This is a genomic window from Methanobrevibacter millerae, from assembly GCF_900103415.1.
In the GTDB taxonomy this organism is placed as follows: Archaea; Methanobacteriota; Methanobacteria; order Methanobacteriales; family Methanobacteriaceae; genus Methanocatella; species Methanocatella millerae.
This window is the reverse complement of the sequence record NZ_FMXB01000020.1, coordinates 45,180-59,546: the sequence shown is the minus strand read 5'-3', so window position 1 is coordinate 59,546 and position 14,367 is coordinate 45,180. Positions and strand designations below refer to the sequence as shown.

The window sequence follows — 14,367 nt, the reverse complement described above, 5'->3', positions numbered from 1 at the left end:
TTTCCTCTATCGAGATTCATACAAAGACTTAAAGATAAATTCCAACTCTACAAACCCGAAGCAGACGGTGTACAATTCACAAACGCAAAAAATACAAGCAAAACATGCCACCACTGCCAACACATCAATGAAGATTTGGATGTAAAAGAACGGGAATGGATGTGTCCGAAATGTGGAAAAATACTTGATAGAGATGTAAATGCCGCAATTAATATACTGAACCGTTGGTGCGACGGGGATAGCCTAGTTCAGACTTAATAGACTATTAAGCAAAAAAAAATCTAGGAATCCCCGACCTCTAAAAGGTCGGGGAGGTTCAATTAAAAATTTAGCAGAAAATGATGATGAGTTTTCAGGTCTTATCTTGAATATTCACTCAGAGAATAAAATCATAACAAAAGAAGAGATTAGGAATCTGTGATTTCTTCCTCATCCTCTTCTATTAATTCATCCCTGTAATACTTATACCTGTAGGACATTTTAAAGCCGGACATGACCTCTCTTTTCGGTCTGCGCTTTGTCTGAATCCTTTCCTTGTTAACATACTCCTTTTGGAAAGGCTTTGTGAAACTCTTGTTTTCACGATAATAATAATTGGCCCTGTTTCTCTGATGAGGGGCTTTATACATTCTTTTTCTAAGCAGACGCCTGCGTCCGGTCAATAATCTAATCACGAAAATCACTTGTTTCTGGTAGCGGATTTATCTAAAGTAGCTTGAATTTCATCAATTCTTTCAACTACAACTTTAATGGCTTGTTCACCTTGACGGGTTGGGTTAATTCCTTGTTCAACAAGCAATGCGTCTCTGATATCCCTTAATCTGTCAATTGAATCAATTTTCATAATTGTTGAATAAAACATCTTAAAAAGTCCTCCGATTAAAATTATACCTAATGATAATTTTGAATTCGATTTAATATATAATTTTCTAAGCAAATTGAAAAGCTATAAATAATGTGATAATTACATTTTTAACTATGTATAAGTCTCAGCAGATTATCTATTTGGCCGGCGGTTGCTTTTGGGGCGTTGAAGCCTACATGTCAAGGCTTAAGGGAGTCAACATGACCGAAGTGGGCTATGCCAACGGCAAAACCCATGATCCGACATATGAAAGCGTCTGCACCGGCAGAACAGGACACACGGAATGCGTTAAGCTGACATACAATCCGGAAATCATCTCACTTGAGGAAATCCTGGAAGAGTTCTTTAAAATTATCGACCCCTACAGCCTGAACCGGCAGGGGGCTGATGCTGGAACGCAGTACAGGACCGGAATATACTGGAACGAGCCTTCACAGCGAAGCGCCGTTATCAGATTTTTAAACCGCAAGCAGAAAGCCTCTGATAAGAAAATTGTGGTTGAAGCCCATGAGATTCACGGATTCTACATCGCCGAGGACTATCATCAGAAATACCTTGAGAAAAACCCGCAGGGCTACTGCCACGTTGATTTAAATCAAATAGACGATAAAGAATTCGACCACTTAAGCAGTGAAGAGTATCAGATAACACAGCTTTCATTAACGGAAGCGCCGTTCACTGGAAAGTATGATGATTTTTTTGAAGACGGCATATATGTGGACGTTGTAGACGGCGAAGTTCTCTTCACTTCCCTTGACAAGTACGATTCAGGATGCGGATGGCCGGCATTTACCAAACCTGCAAATGATGATGCCATTGTAAAGCACAGGGATTTCTCCTACGGAATGGTAAGAACCGAAGTGAGAAGTAAAAAAGCCAATTCACATCTGGGCCATGAATTCAATGACGGGCCTGACGGAATGAAAAGATACTGCATCAATTCAGCAGCATTAAGGTTTGTTGCCAAAAAGGATTTGGAAAATGAAGGGTATGGGGAATATGTCCCCTTGTTTGACTAGTATCTCATATCAATATCATTATTCTTTAATACAACATTGAACATCTTTCTAACGGCATCCGGCACATTGATTTCTTCCATTTCAAAATCAGCCATTAATCTGGAATTCAGATATTCCTGTGAAAAACTGCGGCTTACAAATTCAATACCCTCAAAATCGATTGTTGTTTTGGATGATGAGTTTTTTAAATTTTCAAATAATTTAACAGCATATGAACGTGAGCCCAAATCAACCCCAAATTCTTCTTTAAGCTTTATTAATACCATAATTAATCCTCCTTAAAATTTTGATGACCATCAATTATATCATAAAAATTTTCAAAATCATAAGTTAAATCTAATCTAAATGCAATCAATGTACCTTCAATGCATTTATTTCTAATTGATTTCTTAAATACATTATTATTATTTATATAAATTAATCCACATCCAGACACTATTAAAATAGAGCCATTTGAATCATTAATTAAAGAAACAATATTATTTAACCCATAACCTCTTGAAACATATCCATTAATTTGTTTTGTTGATTTTCCATTTATTGCCATTAAAATAGAAGTACAATCATCCATAAAATCAATTTTATTATTTTCAAATGATTTATAAATAGAAATACCATCATCAATTAAACAAAAATCTACAAAACCCCCATTATTTTTCGCCAAAGAATATGCATTTTTAAACTTTGAATGATCATACATATTGTCAATAACTTCATGTAAAATAAATCTCAATACATTTTTATTTTTAACATTAAATTTGGAGAAGTAATCATTGATTATTTTACTAGAATTATCTTGTTTAGAATTTATTTCATTAAAAATAAATGAATCATCTAAATTTTTTAATTTATTTTTAATAGAGTTTGAATTAAAATCATATTTGCTACACAAATTTGCCAATGCCATAACAGATGAATTTGTTTCATTTTTCAAATACTTTTCAAAATCTTTCAACAGACACATTTCCATAAAATCACCGTATTAATTTGTAAATTATCATTGAACTTCTTAAAATAAATAGTTTGTTGAAATAAGTCCTAAGAATTGTCCTTACTCCTAAGAATTGTCCTTACTCCTAAGAATTGTCCTTACTCCTAAGAATTGTCTTCACTCATAAGTAAAATTTCAATGAATTAAAAATTAAATAAGATTAAAATCAAAGATAACTACAATGAAAATCGAAGAAGTTAAGCACCCGGAACTCAAGCGGCTAATCACTATGATTTATCTGCATGAGGAAAACAACAATCAGGAAATGATTGAAAAAACAAAAGCTGAAATTAAAGAGTATCTTAAAGACAATACGTTCATCATATCAACGGAAAACGATGAAGCGGTTACCATCCCCTATGGAAATGACGGGAACTATGTCATTCCGATCTTTACGGATTTGGGCGAGTACAATCGTGGAATGGAATATTACGAATTAAATGAGATGGATGAAAACAAGGATTATGCGATAGAAAAAATAAAAAAAGTAGATGATCCCGATTTTCTGGGATATCTTATTAACATTGCAAGCGTGAGCTACATTACTCTTCTTTAAGGAAAGCTTCCTTTATGGCGTTTGCAATTTCAACGAATCTTTTTGAGACTTCTCCGTCCGGGTCGAGGGTTGAAACGACTCCGTCTTGGTTTGGTGAGTCACTTACCTTTTCAGTTAACGGCAAGTCACCGAAATAATTGATTTCCATTTCTTTGGAAAATGATTCTCCGTCACCTTCACCGAATACGTTGAGCTTTTCGCCGCAGTGAGGACATATGTAGTATGCCATGTTCTCGATAAGGCCTATGTTTTCAACGTTGAGCATATTGACCATCTTGACGCATTTCAATACGTCTTCCTGTGAAACGACGTTTGGAGTGGTTACCATTATTACCGCATCGATATTAGGAATGGTCTGAAGCACAGTTAAAGGCTCGTCTCCTGTTCCAGGCGGGTTATCGATAAATAAAAAGTCTAAAGGTCCCCATTCGACTTCAGCGATTAACTGCTTGATGGATCCTGACTTTTGAGGTCCTCTCCAGATGATTGGAGTGTCGATGCTGTCGAGCATGAACGCCATTGACATTACCTTAAGTCCGCTTGGAGCCTCTACAGGAATCATATTGTGGTTCTGGTTGACATATAGCTGTTCTCCTTCAAGACCAAGCATTTTAGGAATGTTAGGTCCGTGAATGTCCGCATCCAATATTCCTACGGAATAACCCAGTTTCTGGAAGGTTTCGGCAAGGTTTGCAGCAACAGTGGATTTTCCGACACCGCCCTTTCCGCTCATAACGGCTATTTTATACTTGATTTGGCCTAAGTTTCTTGCCAATTTGATTTCCTGTTCAATCATCTGCTTTTGCTGTTCGGGAGTCATTTCGCCCCCGTGACCGTGATGACCATGATGTTGATTTTCTGCCATTTTTCTCATCTCCCATATAATATTTAATTGAATTTTTTGCTTACCTCTTCAACTGCAAGGATTAAAGGATCGGTAACCATTGATACAGGCGGTGCGTAGGCGAATTCCATGTTTGACAGGTCAAAGCATGTAAGGCCTTCCGTAATGGCTAAAGTCATGGTATCGATTCTTTCGGCTACCCTTTCTTCAGCTATTATCTGACAACCTATGATGGTTCCGTTTCCGTCACAGATAACCTTGATGTCCATTGGTTTTGCGTTAGGATAGTAGCGTGCCCTCGTAAGGGCCTCGACCTTCTGCACAACAGGCCTGATTCTGTTCTGCTGGGCAAAGCTGGTGGTGTATCCGACCGCACCGAATTCCAGTTTTCCTACCTTGGAAACCATGGAGTTGAGTACAGGATTGAATTTTGATTTCTTGTCGCATATCGTACGGGCCAATGTCTTTGATTCCCTGACTGCAGTGGTACCTAACTGGGAAATGGTGTTTGAACCTAAGATGAGGTCTTTTGACTCTACGCAGTCTCCGACGGCATAGACATCTTCAACTGAGGTTTCCATCCTGTCGTTTACAAGTATTGCCCATCTTCCGATTTCGCATCCTGCCATTCTTGCAAGCTCAAGCTCTGCTCTTACACCGGTAGCGAGAATGACCATGTCTGCGTCGATTAGCTCCTCGTCTCCGAAGCATGCCTTTTCGACTTTGCCTTCACCGATTAATTTGGTGATTGGTTTTCCCAAAACGACGTTGATGCCTTCCATTTCAAGGTATTTCACTAAAATGTCGGACATGTCCTTGTCCAGAGACCTAGGCACGATTTGAGGCATCATTTCACTTAGGGTAACGTTCAGGCCTTGTTTCATCAATGCGAATGCGATTTCAATACCGATTAAACCTGCACCGGTTACAATTGCACTTTTGGCATCTTTCATTGCATTTTGAACCCTTTTACCGTCTTCAATGTTTCTGATTTGATAGACGCCGTCCAGTTCAACTCCGTCCATTGGAGGAACGAACGGTTTACCACCGGTAGCCAAAACAAGCTTGTCATAATTAATGGTTTTTGATTCTGATTTACCTTCATAGGTTACGGTCTTTTCGTCACTGTCAACTGCCGTAACTTCCACTTCGGTTATGACATCAATGTTTTTGGCCTTATAGTCTTCAGGAGTTCTCATTATAATATCATCAAAAGATTTGATTGTTCCGGACAGGACGTACGGAATGGCGCATGGAGAGTATGCGACCTTATCATCTCTTGTCAATACAACGATTTCACAATCTTTATCAATCTTACGAATATTTGAAGCTGTGGAGATTCCTCCAGCTCCTCCACCGACAATTACTACTTTCATATTAACATGATCCTATTAAATAAATAAACAATATATAATATATCAGTTGAACATATAAATAATTAAGGTATTTATTATGAAAAAGATTGATTTTGACCTGGAAAACAACCCATTTAAAAACTTTCAATCCGCAAGATACACGATGTCTGCACGAATTGACGTTGAAAAGCTATGGAAACTGTGTAAAGAAAATGACTATTCATTTTTCATTTTATCTTTGGGATGCCTTTCAAACGCCCTGAACAAAGTTTCCAACCTGAAAAGAAGAATAATCAATGATGAAGCCGTTGAATACGACTATCTTGAAGCGGTAAGTCCGATAATGGCTGAAGGCTCAGAGGAGTATAAGGAAATGAGGGTTAAAACACCACAGTGCTTTTCAGACATATTCGAATGGCACGATTACGTTCGCGAGATTTCACAAGACATTTTGAATGGCAAAATGGAAAGATTTCATCTTGAAATGGAAAAAAGGGACTTTACCAATATCGCAAACTATTCCTGCATACCGTGGGTTGACTTTGAGTCAATAACTACCTGCGTTCTTAATCCGGACCAGATTCAGCCACTGATTACCTGGGGAAAGGTTAATGAAGACTTTAAGATGAGCGTGTCAATCACCGTAAGCCACATCTTCGTTCACGGACGTGATCTGGCATACTTTTTTGAAAACGCACAAAAAGAATTTGATTCCTTTAAATAATGTGTAAAGAATATTTCTAAAAAACAGATAACTATTAATATATAAAAATCTTATAAAGGTTAACCATGAGAAAAATAACCTTAATTCTTTTGATAATAATAGTCCTGATTGCAGGATTTATGGTTTCAACACTTGCAAGCCCTATCCTGGTTATTGCAGAGGACGTTGACGAAGGCGGTGCCGGAGGCGTTGACATGGCCGCAAAGTTCTCAATGACAGGATTCGAATGGATTTATCCTGGAAGTTCAGTCAATGCTCAGGGCGAAACACTGCACAACATTCATGACGACCATCCGGATGACCCTTATGGAGCTGCCCGTGACATTATGGAATATACATACCATTTCAGACCTCATCTGATTGTCGGAATCAACAATGAGGCCGCAAATGCGATATACGGCGATGGAATTGTTGATAAAATCCGTTCAAACGATGCGTATAACGGATATGCCGGCAGCGCAAACGTTCAGGGAACAATGTCAAGAGGCGATGCCGTAAGCACTGCAATGAGCAACAGCCAAATGAATATATTACAGATACCTATACAGGCATTAATGGGAAACATTGCATTCCATTTTGGATGATTTCCCTTTTTATCTTTTTTTAATTATTTTTAATAAAAATATGCTATTTGATTAAGTATCTTCTGCAGGTACTTCTTTTTCAAAACGAATTCTCGCTTATTGGCTTTTCTGCCATTAATCAGAACCGTTTCATTCAATCTTTTTGCACCCAGAAATTCAGTGTCACCGGAGCGGATATTGTGAGCCTCGTCATTTAAAATCTTCATTTCAATCAGCCCGTAATCCCTTTTCAAAACATCAATTTCAGAGGTAATGTCATAAATCTCAAAATCAGTAATTACTTCATTGAAATGCCAGAAAATAAATAATTTCTCAAAGCCAAACAAATCATCAAAGGATATCAAATCATTAAAATCAATGCTGGCTAATATGAATGATTCAACCGGATAGCGAACGCCGCAGTTCTTATACTTATATTCCAGAACGCCGACTTTAAAGCCTACGTTTTCAAGGGCTTTCAATATATCCGAATCAATGTCATTAACGGATTTGCCAATTAAAGCTTCCAGTTCATCCATTTTATCTAAAAAATAAAAAAAGAGTAGAATTATTCAAAGTTAATTCCAGTAATTCTTAATCCGCCGTAATGGGATTTGTATTTGATGTTCAATCCGATAAGCAGTGGAGTGATCTTTTCGATGATGCGTGCCTTTTCAAGGATACCGCAGTCAATTGTCTTGACTCCAGGAATCTTGTTGATGATTTCGGCTGCAACTTCCTTGGACTGCTTGTCGTCACCTGCAATCAGACAGTCACAGTCAATGTCTTCAGGGATGTTTGACAGGTGAGAGTTTGAAATGTTACAGAATGCGCAGATTACTTTGGCGCCTGTTCCGTCAAGGATTGAAGCGGTTCTTTCGGCAGCTGATCCTTCCATCAAATCGATGAACCTGAATGGTTTTCCGCCAATAGCTGTTTCTAAAGGTACGGTTGCATCCATAACGATTTTATCCTTACAGAATTCCTTGATACCTTCAACTGTTGGTTTCTGTGCAGCCAGCGGCACGGTGATAATCAATACGTCACCTTCTTTTGCCGCATCTTCGTTTGCCATTCCTTTCATGTTGGATAAATCATAGTCAGCTAAATCTTTTTTAGCTTGTTCTACAACATCTAATGCTTTTTCTTCTTTTCTGGAACCTATAATGACGTCAACACCTGCAATTGCTAATCTTTCACCAATTCCAAGACCCTGAGGTCCGGTTCCGCCAATAATACTAACTATCATTTTATCACCATTATTATATATGTAAATCCTATATAAAAAGATTTTTGACTAGAAAAAATCCGATAAAACTGAAAATCATACATTAATTTCACATTTAAAACGATTTTTGATTAGCAAAAATTAAAATCATAGAATCAAATCGAAATAATCACTTCAAAAATAAATCACATTTGAATAAATAATTAGCAATTCCCCACATGGATTTTAAAAAATATCAAAAATGATAAGATTTTAACCGATATTATTGATTTTTTAAAGCAAAAAAGTAGATATCTGATACAGTTAAATAAGAAAATTTCCATAAATTAGAATGTTAATAAAAATTAAGGAAAAGATATTATTTTTTCCCGTACAGCAGTCCGCCGACAAATATCATGTACTCCGGAAGATGACCGTTTTCAGCGTAAAGTATTTTCAAGCCGAAGACATCCTCAATTAGCTTGTCCACGTTTCCGCCAAGGGATTCTATGGAGTATCTCATCTTGAACGGCATCTTGCATGGCATGCCGAACTCTCGGGTGCATTTCATGCACAGATTGCAGTTTCCCAAAAACAATCCCATAGAGTCCTCATTCTCCAAAACGTAAATGTCGTTCATCAGCTTGACCTTCATACGCTCAAGGCGCTTTAAAACGAATTCAAGCTCCTTGTCGGAAAATTCGTTTGCGATTTCCTCATCGTCAAAAATCATCTTGAAGGCAATTACCTTCAGTTTATCATATGAATTCCACACGTCCATAACGTCAAAGTCAAAAGGAGGACAGTTCCAGTTTTTGCCGTAATTGTCACATTCCTCACAAAGGCCCTCAAACCTTTCAATATCCACATAGCTTTCAATAAACTCCCCGACGTCAACGTCGGCAGTGAGCTTTTCAATCCCCTTCATATATAGATATTTCACAAAAAAAGTAAATAAAGATTTCTAAAAAATAAAAAAAAAAGAATTAGGTTTATACATCTGAGTAGAGTAAACCTAATGCCCTGTTGTTGAACAGGAAAATGAATGAATATCCGACCAGAGCGGCTATGATTATTCCCACATAAGGTATGGCGGTTATGAATGCGCAGATCATTCCTGCAATGCTTGAGATTAAGATTGCAATGATAAGATATGCTATGATTTTTAAAATGCCTATTTCTCTTATGTCTGAATAGATTTCCCTGACCCTGAAGGCTTCTCCCAAACTGTCATATTTGGCCAGCCTGCAGACTGCAATGTATTCGAAAATTGCAAATGCGATAAAGAATACGATTGCAATGATTGCGGTAACTGCAATGGCCGCAAATAGTGAGTTCCATAGGCCCTGAGGAGCAATGCTTAGGACGTCCGCCTGGGTTACGGTGCCGTTTAAGGCAGCGAATTTCTGAATGTTGCTTTCAGTTAAAATCTGTGAAAGCGGAACTCCGCAAATCAAAATGCCTATTATTGAAACGATAATCATCGGAATGATGAAGTATACAAAAGCCACGACAATATACTTGATGCCGTCAACGAAGTTCTTTACCCAGTCAAAGGCAGGGATTTCATCTTCAAAATCTATCGCTTCCTTGATTACGCTTAGGCCGTATCCCATTAATACAATGATTAATACAAGTGAAATGGCACTCAATGCCGTATACAATGTCTGGTTATATATTCCCAGCTGGGCAAATACTGCCTGAAGACCGCAGCATACTGCCACTACACCCACAATCATCCAGTTCTTATAGTCGGAAAGCGGATATTTTAATGCGTCTGTAAAAATTTCACCTAATTGCATATTTTATACACCTTTCTAAATTATACACTCTCAAAAAGAGATTATATAATATATTAAGTTAATGGTATATAAAATTAAGCAAAATTCAAATGAAAAAAAGTAAAAAAAGTAGCTATCATGAAAGATAGCCTTTTAAATCTATTCGTCTACGCCGAAGGATTTTTTAAGAAGGTCTGCGTTTACGAATCCTTCCTTGTAAATCTTACCGGTTGTCAAATCGTTGATGACGACTTCTGCTGGAGCGAACATTCCCTTATCGATTTTGTAGAAGTCAAATTCAGCTTCCTTAAATACGTCGAAGAATGGTTTTCCATATCCGTCAGCAGCTGAAGATGGTAATTTTGCAGCCACATCAGCGACATCGTCGTTTTCATCGGATTCAACATAGTAGTAGGTTCTTCCACCGAATAAAACGGCGTCGTTGGTTTTTCCCATTGCCTTGAGTCCGTCAGGGTCTACCGGTGCGATAGGAGCGATACCTGCAGCGTGTTTTACCTTGGTTACGTCAAACTTGATTGCTTCAAGCATCTTGTAGGTACCGTTTTCAACAACCCTTCCTGAAATCTGGATGGATCCTACAAGGGAGGAAGTTGGAGCAACTAAAAGATAAACGTTTTTAACGTCAACGTCACATTCATCGGCAATGTATTGTGCCACGTCTTCGCCAGGAAGTACGTCAGCTTCCAATGTTAAAATGGCCAAATCGGCATCCTTGTCTTCGTATCCGATTTCCTCATAGGTTTCTGCAGGCTTGAGTGCGATTGCACGTGCAGGACCTGAACCCAATGCAAAGAAATCTCCTACGCTTACAGACCATCCGGCCTTTTGTGAACCTAATGTTGAAATGGAAGGTGAGTCCGTTTTGATTTTTACGGAAGGAAGAGCGAATTTTTCAGACAAGTCGCCAGGAATTGAGATTCCGACGTCTGCGAGTCCACCCAGACAGACTTTAGTATAAAGTTCGCCTGCCTTAAAACTTCCATCTACATTTACACCACAATCCAAAACGGTAGCGCCGTTTTCTAAAGTTGATACTGCGATGTTTAATGCATCTGCTTTTTCAATCATTACATCTACGGTTTTTTTAGCTTCTAAGTTTACACTTACCATCATTTAACCTCGAATAAATATTAAACTTACAAAGTAAGTTATTAATTAAAATTATGTTCCAATATTATTTATATTTGCCTAATTAATACAAAAGAATATTATTAAAATTGATTATAAATAATTATCATGACCGAAGAAAGAGAAATCCCCAAGCCGAAAAGACCCCTAAAGAGAAGTTTGCTGATTTTTGTAGGAGAAGTAATAGCCCTCTATATCCTATGCTATTTTGGAATAGGAGTAAAAGTGAGCTATTTTGACGATATTGCCCTTTTTGTAATTTTCATCAGTATAATAAATGCCCTATTATGGCCCATACTGACAAGGGTATTCATGCCGTTTCTGGTTATTACCTTCGGAATAGGATCATTAATATTGAACGGGCTGATAATGAGTCTTTTCGCACCGATTTTCGGCTTTGAAATAACTGATTGGGGATTGATAATAGTTCCGATATTCATGGCTGCCGTAACCACTATTCTTTCTGCAATCGTAACCATAGATGACGATTCATCATATTACAGGTCCGTAATAAGGGACGCATTAAGAAAAAGGCCGAAAGATGCCAAGAAATATCCTGGCGTGATTGTCATTGAAATCGACGGTCTTGCACACAGCGTTTTAAATGAAGCCCTTGAAAAGGGATTGATGCCTGCCACGAAAGAGCTCATCGATTCAAAATCCCACACGTTAAGGGAGTGGGAAACCGACCTCTCATCACAGACCGGCGCAAGCCAGGCAGGAATACTTCACGGAAACAACGAGGGCATCACTGCTTTCAGATGGATTGAAAAGTCAAACGACAACCAGATGATGCAGTGCTCAGGAGTAAGCAAAGTCAAGGTTCTTGAAGAGAGAATTTCAAACGGGGACGGACTTCTTGTGGATAACGGCGCAAGCAGATCAAATCTCTTTTCAGGAGATACCGACAACGTCATATTCACATTCAGTAAAATCACACAAGTCAGAAAGCTCTTCAACAAGTCATGGTATTCCGTATTTTCAAATCCGAGCTATTTCGCATATATCGTTTTCCTGCTATTTGCCGACATGGGACATGAAATATATTCCCAGATAATGCACAAAGTGCGCGATATCCGCCCGAGAATCAAAAGGGGAATTCTGTATATCCCGACAAGGGCCGGAACCAACGTTTACATGCGTGAGATAAACACTTCAACCCTAATCGGGGATATGATGGTCGGAGAGGTCGACATCGCATATTCAACATACCTCGGATATGACGAGATTGCCCACCACTCAGGAGTCCGTGACAGCGACGCATTCAATGCCCTTAAGGACATGGACAGACAGATTAAACGCCTCATCGGCGCAAGCGTATATTCCCCAAGGCCGTACCAGTTCGTAATCCAGTCAGACCACGGACAGACAAACGGGGCAACCTTCACCCAGAGAAACGGCGAATCCCTTGAGGAGCTTGTAAAGTCACTGCTTCCGAATGACATGTCAATTTACGCAAACCTCTCATCCGACGAGAAACAGGCTCAGAACTTCGTTCCATTGATTAAAACCATAAGCAACTTGAGAGATGCGAACGATGATGATGCAGAGGGAGAACTGACCGATTCAGACGTTATCGTTCTTGCTTCAGGAAACCTGGGAATGATTTATTTGACCAGATGGACCAAAAGGCTGACCTACGAAGAGATTAATGCGCTGTTTCCTGAATTGATACCAGGAATCATCGAAAACGAATACGTCGGCTTTATTCTTGTGCGTTCAAGCGAAAACGGCGACATGGCAATAGGAAAGAACGGAATCTATTATTTAGATACTGATGAGATCGAAGGCGAAAATCCTCTTGAAGGCTTCGGAAAGAATGCCGCAAGGCACCTTAGAAGAAACAGCTCCTTTGAGCACACCCCTGACATTCTGGTAAACAGCTTCTATGATGCCGAGGCCGATGAAGTCTGCGCATTCGAAGAGCTTGTTGGAAGCCACGGTGGAATCGGAGGAGACCAGTCAAAGCCGTTTATTTTATATCCGTCAAGCTGGGACGTTTCCTCAGACGAGATTATCGGAGCCGAAAGCATCTATCGCATCATAAAGGAAAACACCAAAAAACTCAAAAATCAATGATGTATATAACTTATATTCAAATAAATCCAAAACGATTTAAACCTTATATAATGATTTTTAATGGTATAACAAAGTAATATCATGGACGAAAAAGAGCTATACCGGAAACTTGGATTTGTCAAGGTTTCACCATACAGGACAAACACCCTGAAAAGCATAGGCAATGAAATCAAGATGCCTTCAGAAATAGGAAAGGAACTGGACGTTAGAACCAGCCAGGTTTCAGCGGCGCTTTCAGACCTGAAACAGGAAAAGCTTGTGGTCTGCGTTAACGAGGAAATGAGAAAGGGCCGCCTTTACAAGTGCACGCAGATGGGTCTTGAAGTCCTCAAGTACCTTTAATATCTATCATAATGAATTTTGGATTCGTCATACCTTATTTTTACGCTGCCTTCATGAGCGGGAACGCCGACGCAGATGACCGCAAAGGGAATGCAGCAATCTGGAATGTTTAAATAGTCTTTAATTTTCTGGCTCCTGTCTTCAATCGGATGAAAGCCAAGCCAGACCGCACCCAAGCCTTCATAGGTTGCCTGAAGAAGGATGTTTTCACAGCACGCACCTAAATCCTGCTCAATCATTGACTTTATTTTAGCCTTTTCGAGATTTCCCAAAACCACAATCAGCTTTGATGCGTTTCGCGCAGGTTTTGCAAAGCGGTGCATCTCTGATATGGCAATCTTGTCATTTTCATCAGAGATTACTATAAATTCCCATGCCTGCTGGTTACAGGCGGACGGCGCCTGCATTCCTGCCTTTAAAAGTTCCTTCAACTGTTTTTCACTTACTTCCTCATCTGCATATTTCCTAATGCTTTGCCTTTCAAAAATCGGGTTCATGACAATACTTCCTCACGTTAATTATACTATATTTTTTGCGGTTATGATATTTATCTCTAGCGAAGCTGAAAACTATTCGATTAAATTAAAATAATGGCTTCACAAATTAATGCTTTTACTTTCAGGTGTTAATTTAATTGATGTAGTGATTAATTTAATGGCTAGTGTTAATGTTTTTTTATCTTTCATTAATTGTTGATGTAGATTTGGCGGTGGAAATTTATTGTTTTTGCAATGAATTAACTTTAGTATTTATAATCATGAATTTGAAATTATTGAAAAATCAAAATTATTATATGCAATTAACAATAAAATAATATTCAATATTTCCATCACAAGAAAAAAATTTCTTATAGATAAAATGATATAATTAATTTATAGACTTAAGGAATGTT

The 14,367-nt window shown here is 38.5% G+C and carries 19 protein-coding genes; 7 read left to right on the top strand and 12 right to left on the bottom strand.

The window, feature by feature from the left end:
* The coding region (locus F3G70_RS10205; RefSeq protein WP_149732603.1) for a zinc ribbon domain-containing protein at positions 1-258 on the top strand (258 nt) is incomplete at its 5' end.
* A gap of 149 nt (positions 259-407) precedes the next feature.
* Here F3G70_RS10205 and F3G70_RS10200 read toward each other — a convergent pair.
* Both F3G70_RS10200 and F3G70_RS10195 read right to left on the bottom strand, forming a co-directional pair.
* Positions 408-674, bottom strand: coding sequence for a hypothetical protein (locus F3G70_RS10200; RefSeq protein ID WP_149732602.1), 267 nt, complete (start codon positions 672-674; stop codon positions 408-410).
* Between the two features lie 5 nt (positions 675-679).
* On the bottom strand, positions 680-862 hold the full coding sequence (locus F3G70_RS10195) for a hypothetical protein (RefSeq protein ID WP_149732601.1): 183 nt from the start codon (positions 860-862) through the stop codon (positions 680-682).
* A 116-nt stretch (positions 863-978) separates the two neighbouring features.
* Between F3G70_RS10195 and msrA the strand changes: the two genes are divergently transcribed.
* Positions 979-1,884 carry a peptide-methionine (S)-S-oxide reductase MsrA gene (msrA, locus tag F3G70_RS10190; protein ID WP_149732600.1) on the top strand — a complete coding sequence of 302 codons (906 nt, stop codon included), beginning with the start codon at positions 979-981 and terminating at the stop codon, positions 1,882-1,884.
* Here the strand turns inward: msrA and F3G70_RS10185 are convergent.
* Both F3G70_RS10185 and F3G70_RS10180 read right to left on the bottom strand, forming a co-directional pair.
* The gene (locus tag F3G70_RS10185; protein WP_149732599.1) at positions 1,881-2,150 is read right to left on the bottom strand and encodes a hypothetical protein; all 270 of its coding nucleotides are present in this window, start codon (positions 2,148-2,150) and stop codon (positions 1,881-1,883) included. The two genes, msrA and F3G70_RS10185, sit on opposite strands and share 4 nt — an antisense overlap.
* A 2-nt stretch (positions 2,151-2,152) precedes the next feature.
* Positions 2,153-2,854: a hypothetical protein gene (locus tag F3G70_RS10180; RefSeq protein WP_149732598.1), complete on the bottom strand. Its 702-nt coding sequence runs from the start codon at positions 2,852-2,854 to the stop codon at positions 2,153-2,155.
* A 202-nt stretch (positions 2,855-3,056) separates the two neighbouring features.
* Between F3G70_RS10180 and F3G70_RS10175 the strand changes: the two genes are divergently transcribed.
* On the top strand, positions 3,057-3,431 hold the full coding sequence (locus F3G70_RS10175) for a hypothetical protein (RefSeq protein ID WP_149732597.1): 375 nt from the start codon (positions 3,057-3,059) through the stop codon (positions 3,429-3,431).
* Here the strand turns inward: F3G70_RS10175 and F3G70_RS10170 are convergent.
* Positions 3,418-4,296: an Mrp/NBP35 family ATP-binding protein gene (locus F3G70_RS10170; protein WP_149732596.1), complete on the bottom strand. Its 879-nt coding sequence runs from the start codon at positions 4,294-4,296 to the stop codon at positions 3,418-3,420. The genes F3G70_RS10175 and F3G70_RS10170 overlap by 14 nt on opposite strands.
* A gap of 23 nt (positions 4,297-4,319) precedes the next feature.
* Positions 4,320-5,651 carry an FAD-dependent oxidoreductase gene (locus F3G70_RS10165; RefSeq protein WP_149732595.1) on the bottom strand — a complete coding sequence of 444 codons (1,332 nt, stop codon included), beginning with the start codon at positions 5,649-5,651 and terminating at the stop codon, positions 4,320-4,322.
* A gap of 76 nt (positions 5,652-5,727) precedes the next feature.
* On the opposite strand from F3G70_RS10165, the gene F3G70_RS10160 reads away from it, so the two are divergent.
* Positions 5,728-6,354 (top strand): CatA-like O-acetyltransferase, encoded by a 627-nt coding sequence (locus F3G70_RS10160; protein ID WP_149732594.1) that lies wholly within the window; start codon positions 5,728-5,730, stop codon positions 6,352-6,354.
* A gap of 65 nt (positions 6,355-6,419) precedes the next feature.
* Positions 6,420-6,938, top strand: coding sequence for a hypothetical protein (locus F3G70_RS10155; RefSeq protein ID WP_149732593.1), 519 nt, complete (start codon positions 6,420-6,422; stop codon positions 6,936-6,938).
* Positions 6,939-6,967: 29 nt separating this feature from the next.
* Here F3G70_RS10155 and F3G70_RS10150 read toward each other — a convergent pair whose 3' ends face one another.
* The 5 genes from F3G70_RS10150 to mch all read right to left on the bottom strand — a co-directional run bounded on the left by F3G70_RS10150 (position 6,968) and on the right by mch (position 11,036).
* A complete protein-coding gene (locus F3G70_RS10150; RefSeq protein ID WP_149732592.1) occupies positions 6,968-7,456 on the bottom strand; it encodes a hypothetical protein in 489 nt (162 codons plus the stop codon).
* A gap of 29 nt (positions 7,457-7,485) precedes the next feature.
* Positions 7,486-8,166, bottom strand: coding sequence for an NADPH-dependent F420 reductase (gene npdG, locus F3G70_RS10145; protein ID WP_149732591.1), 681 nt, complete (start codon positions 8,164-8,166; stop codon positions 7,486-7,488).
* A 337-nt stretch (positions 8,167-8,503) separates the two neighbouring features.
* A complete protein-coding gene (locus F3G70_RS10140) occupies positions 8,504-9,052 on the bottom strand; it encodes a DUF2284 domain-containing protein (protein ID WP_149732590.1) in 549 nt (182 codons plus the stop codon).
* 64 nt (positions 9,053-9,116) lie between these two features.
* Positions 9,117-9,926, bottom strand: a complete 810-nt coding sequence (locus F3G70_RS10135; RefSeq protein WP_149732589.1) for a DUF4013 domain-containing protein — start codon at positions 9,924-9,926, stop codon at positions 9,117-9,119.
* Positions 9,927-10,064: 138 nt separating this feature from the next.
* Complete coding sequence (mch, locus tag F3G70_RS10130; protein WP_149732606.1) at positions 10,065-11,036, bottom strand: methenyltetrahydromethanopterin cyclohydrolase; 972 nt, start codon at positions 11,034-11,036, stop codon at positions 10,065-10,067.
* Between the two features lie 126 nt (positions 11,037-11,162).
* Here mch and F3G70_RS10125 point away from each other — a divergent pair, with 126 nt between their 5' ends.
* The gene (locus F3G70_RS10125; protein WP_149732588.1) at positions 11,163-13,133 is read left to right on the top strand and encodes a phage holin family protein; all 1,971 of its coding nucleotides are present in this window, start codon (positions 11,163-11,165) and stop codon (positions 13,131-13,133) included.
* A gap of 81 nt (positions 13,134-13,214) precedes the next feature.
* Positions 13,215-13,475 carry a MarR family transcriptional regulator gene (locus tag F3G70_RS10120; protein ID WP_149732587.1) on the top strand — a complete coding sequence of 87 codons (261 nt, stop codon included), beginning with the start codon at positions 13,215-13,217 and terminating at the stop codon, positions 13,473-13,475.
* On the opposite strand, the gene F3G70_RS10115 is transcribed toward F3G70_RS10120, so the two are convergent.
* Positions 13,472-13,972: a nitroreductase family protein gene (locus F3G70_RS10115; protein ID WP_149732586.1), complete on the bottom strand. Its 501-nt coding sequence runs from the start codon at positions 13,970-13,972 to the stop codon at positions 13,472-13,474. The two genes, F3G70_RS10120 and F3G70_RS10115, sit on opposite strands and share 4 nt — an antisense overlap.
* Between the last annotated feature and the right edge of the window lie 395 nt (positions 13,973-14,367).

Coding starts and splice junctions, on each gene's coding strand:
- F3G70_RS10195 (WP_149732601.1), bottom strand. CDS start 862: ATGTTTTATTCAACAATTATGAAAATTGATTCAATTGACAGATTAAGG.
- F3G70_RS10170 (WP_149732596.1), bottom strand. CDS start 4,296: ATGGCAGAAAATCAACATCATGGTCATCACGGTCACGGGGGCGAAATG.
- F3G70_RS10185 (WP_149732599.1), bottom strand. CDS start 2,150: ATGGTATTAATAAAGCTTAAAGAAGAATTTGGGGTTGATTTGGGCTCA.
- msrA (WP_149732600.1), top strand. CDS start 979: ATGTATAAGTCTCAGCAGATTATCTATTTGGCCGGCGGTTGCTTTTGG.
- F3G70_RS10160 (WP_149732594.1), top strand. CDS start 5,728: ATGAAAAAGATTGATTTTGACCTGGAAAACAACCCATTTAAAAACTTT.
- F3G70_RS10165 (WP_149732595.1), bottom strand. CDS start 5,651: ATGAAAGTAGTAATTGTCGGTGGAGGAGCTGGAGGAATCTCCACAGCT.
- F3G70_RS10120 (WP_149732587.1), top strand. CDS start 13,215: ATGGACGAAAAAGAGCTATACCGGAAACTTGGATTTGTCAAGGTTTCA.
- mch (WP_149732606.1), bottom strand. CDS start 11,036: ATGGTAAGTGTAAACTTAGAAGCTAAAAAAACCGTAGATGTAATGATT.
- F3G70_RS10135 (WP_149732589.1), bottom strand. CDS start 9,926: ATGCAATTAGGTGAAATTTTTACAGACGCATTAAAATATCCGCTTTCC.
- F3G70_RS10150 (WP_149732592.1), bottom strand. CDS start 7,456: ATGGATGAACTGGAAGCTTTAATTGGCAAATCCGTTAATGACATTGAT.
- npdG (WP_149732591.1), bottom strand. CDS start 8,166: ATGATAGTTAGTATTATTGGCGGAACCGGACCTCAGGGTCTTGGAATT.
- F3G70_RS10175 (WP_149732597.1), top strand. CDS start 3,057: ATGAAAATCGAAGAAGTTAAGCACCCGGAACTCAAGCGGCTAATCACT.
- F3G70_RS10155 (WP_149732593.1), top strand. CDS start 6,420: ATGAGAAAAATAACCTTAATTCTTTTGATAATAATAGTCCTGATTGCA.
- F3G70_RS10125 (WP_149732588.1), top strand. CDS start 11,163: ATGACCGAAGAAAGAGAAATCCCCAAGCCGAAAAGACCCCTAAAGAGA.
- F3G70_RS10180 (WP_149732598.1), bottom strand. CDS start 2,854: ATGGAAATGTGTCTGTTGAAAGATTTTGAAAAGTATTTGAAAAATGAA.
- F3G70_RS10115 (WP_149732586.1), bottom strand. CDS start 13,972: ATGAACCCGATTTTTGAAAGGCAAAGCATTAGGAAATATGCAGATGAG.
- F3G70_RS10140 (WP_149732590.1), bottom strand. CDS start 9,052: ATGAAGGGGATTGAAAAGCTCACTGCCGACGTTGACGTCGGGGAGTTT.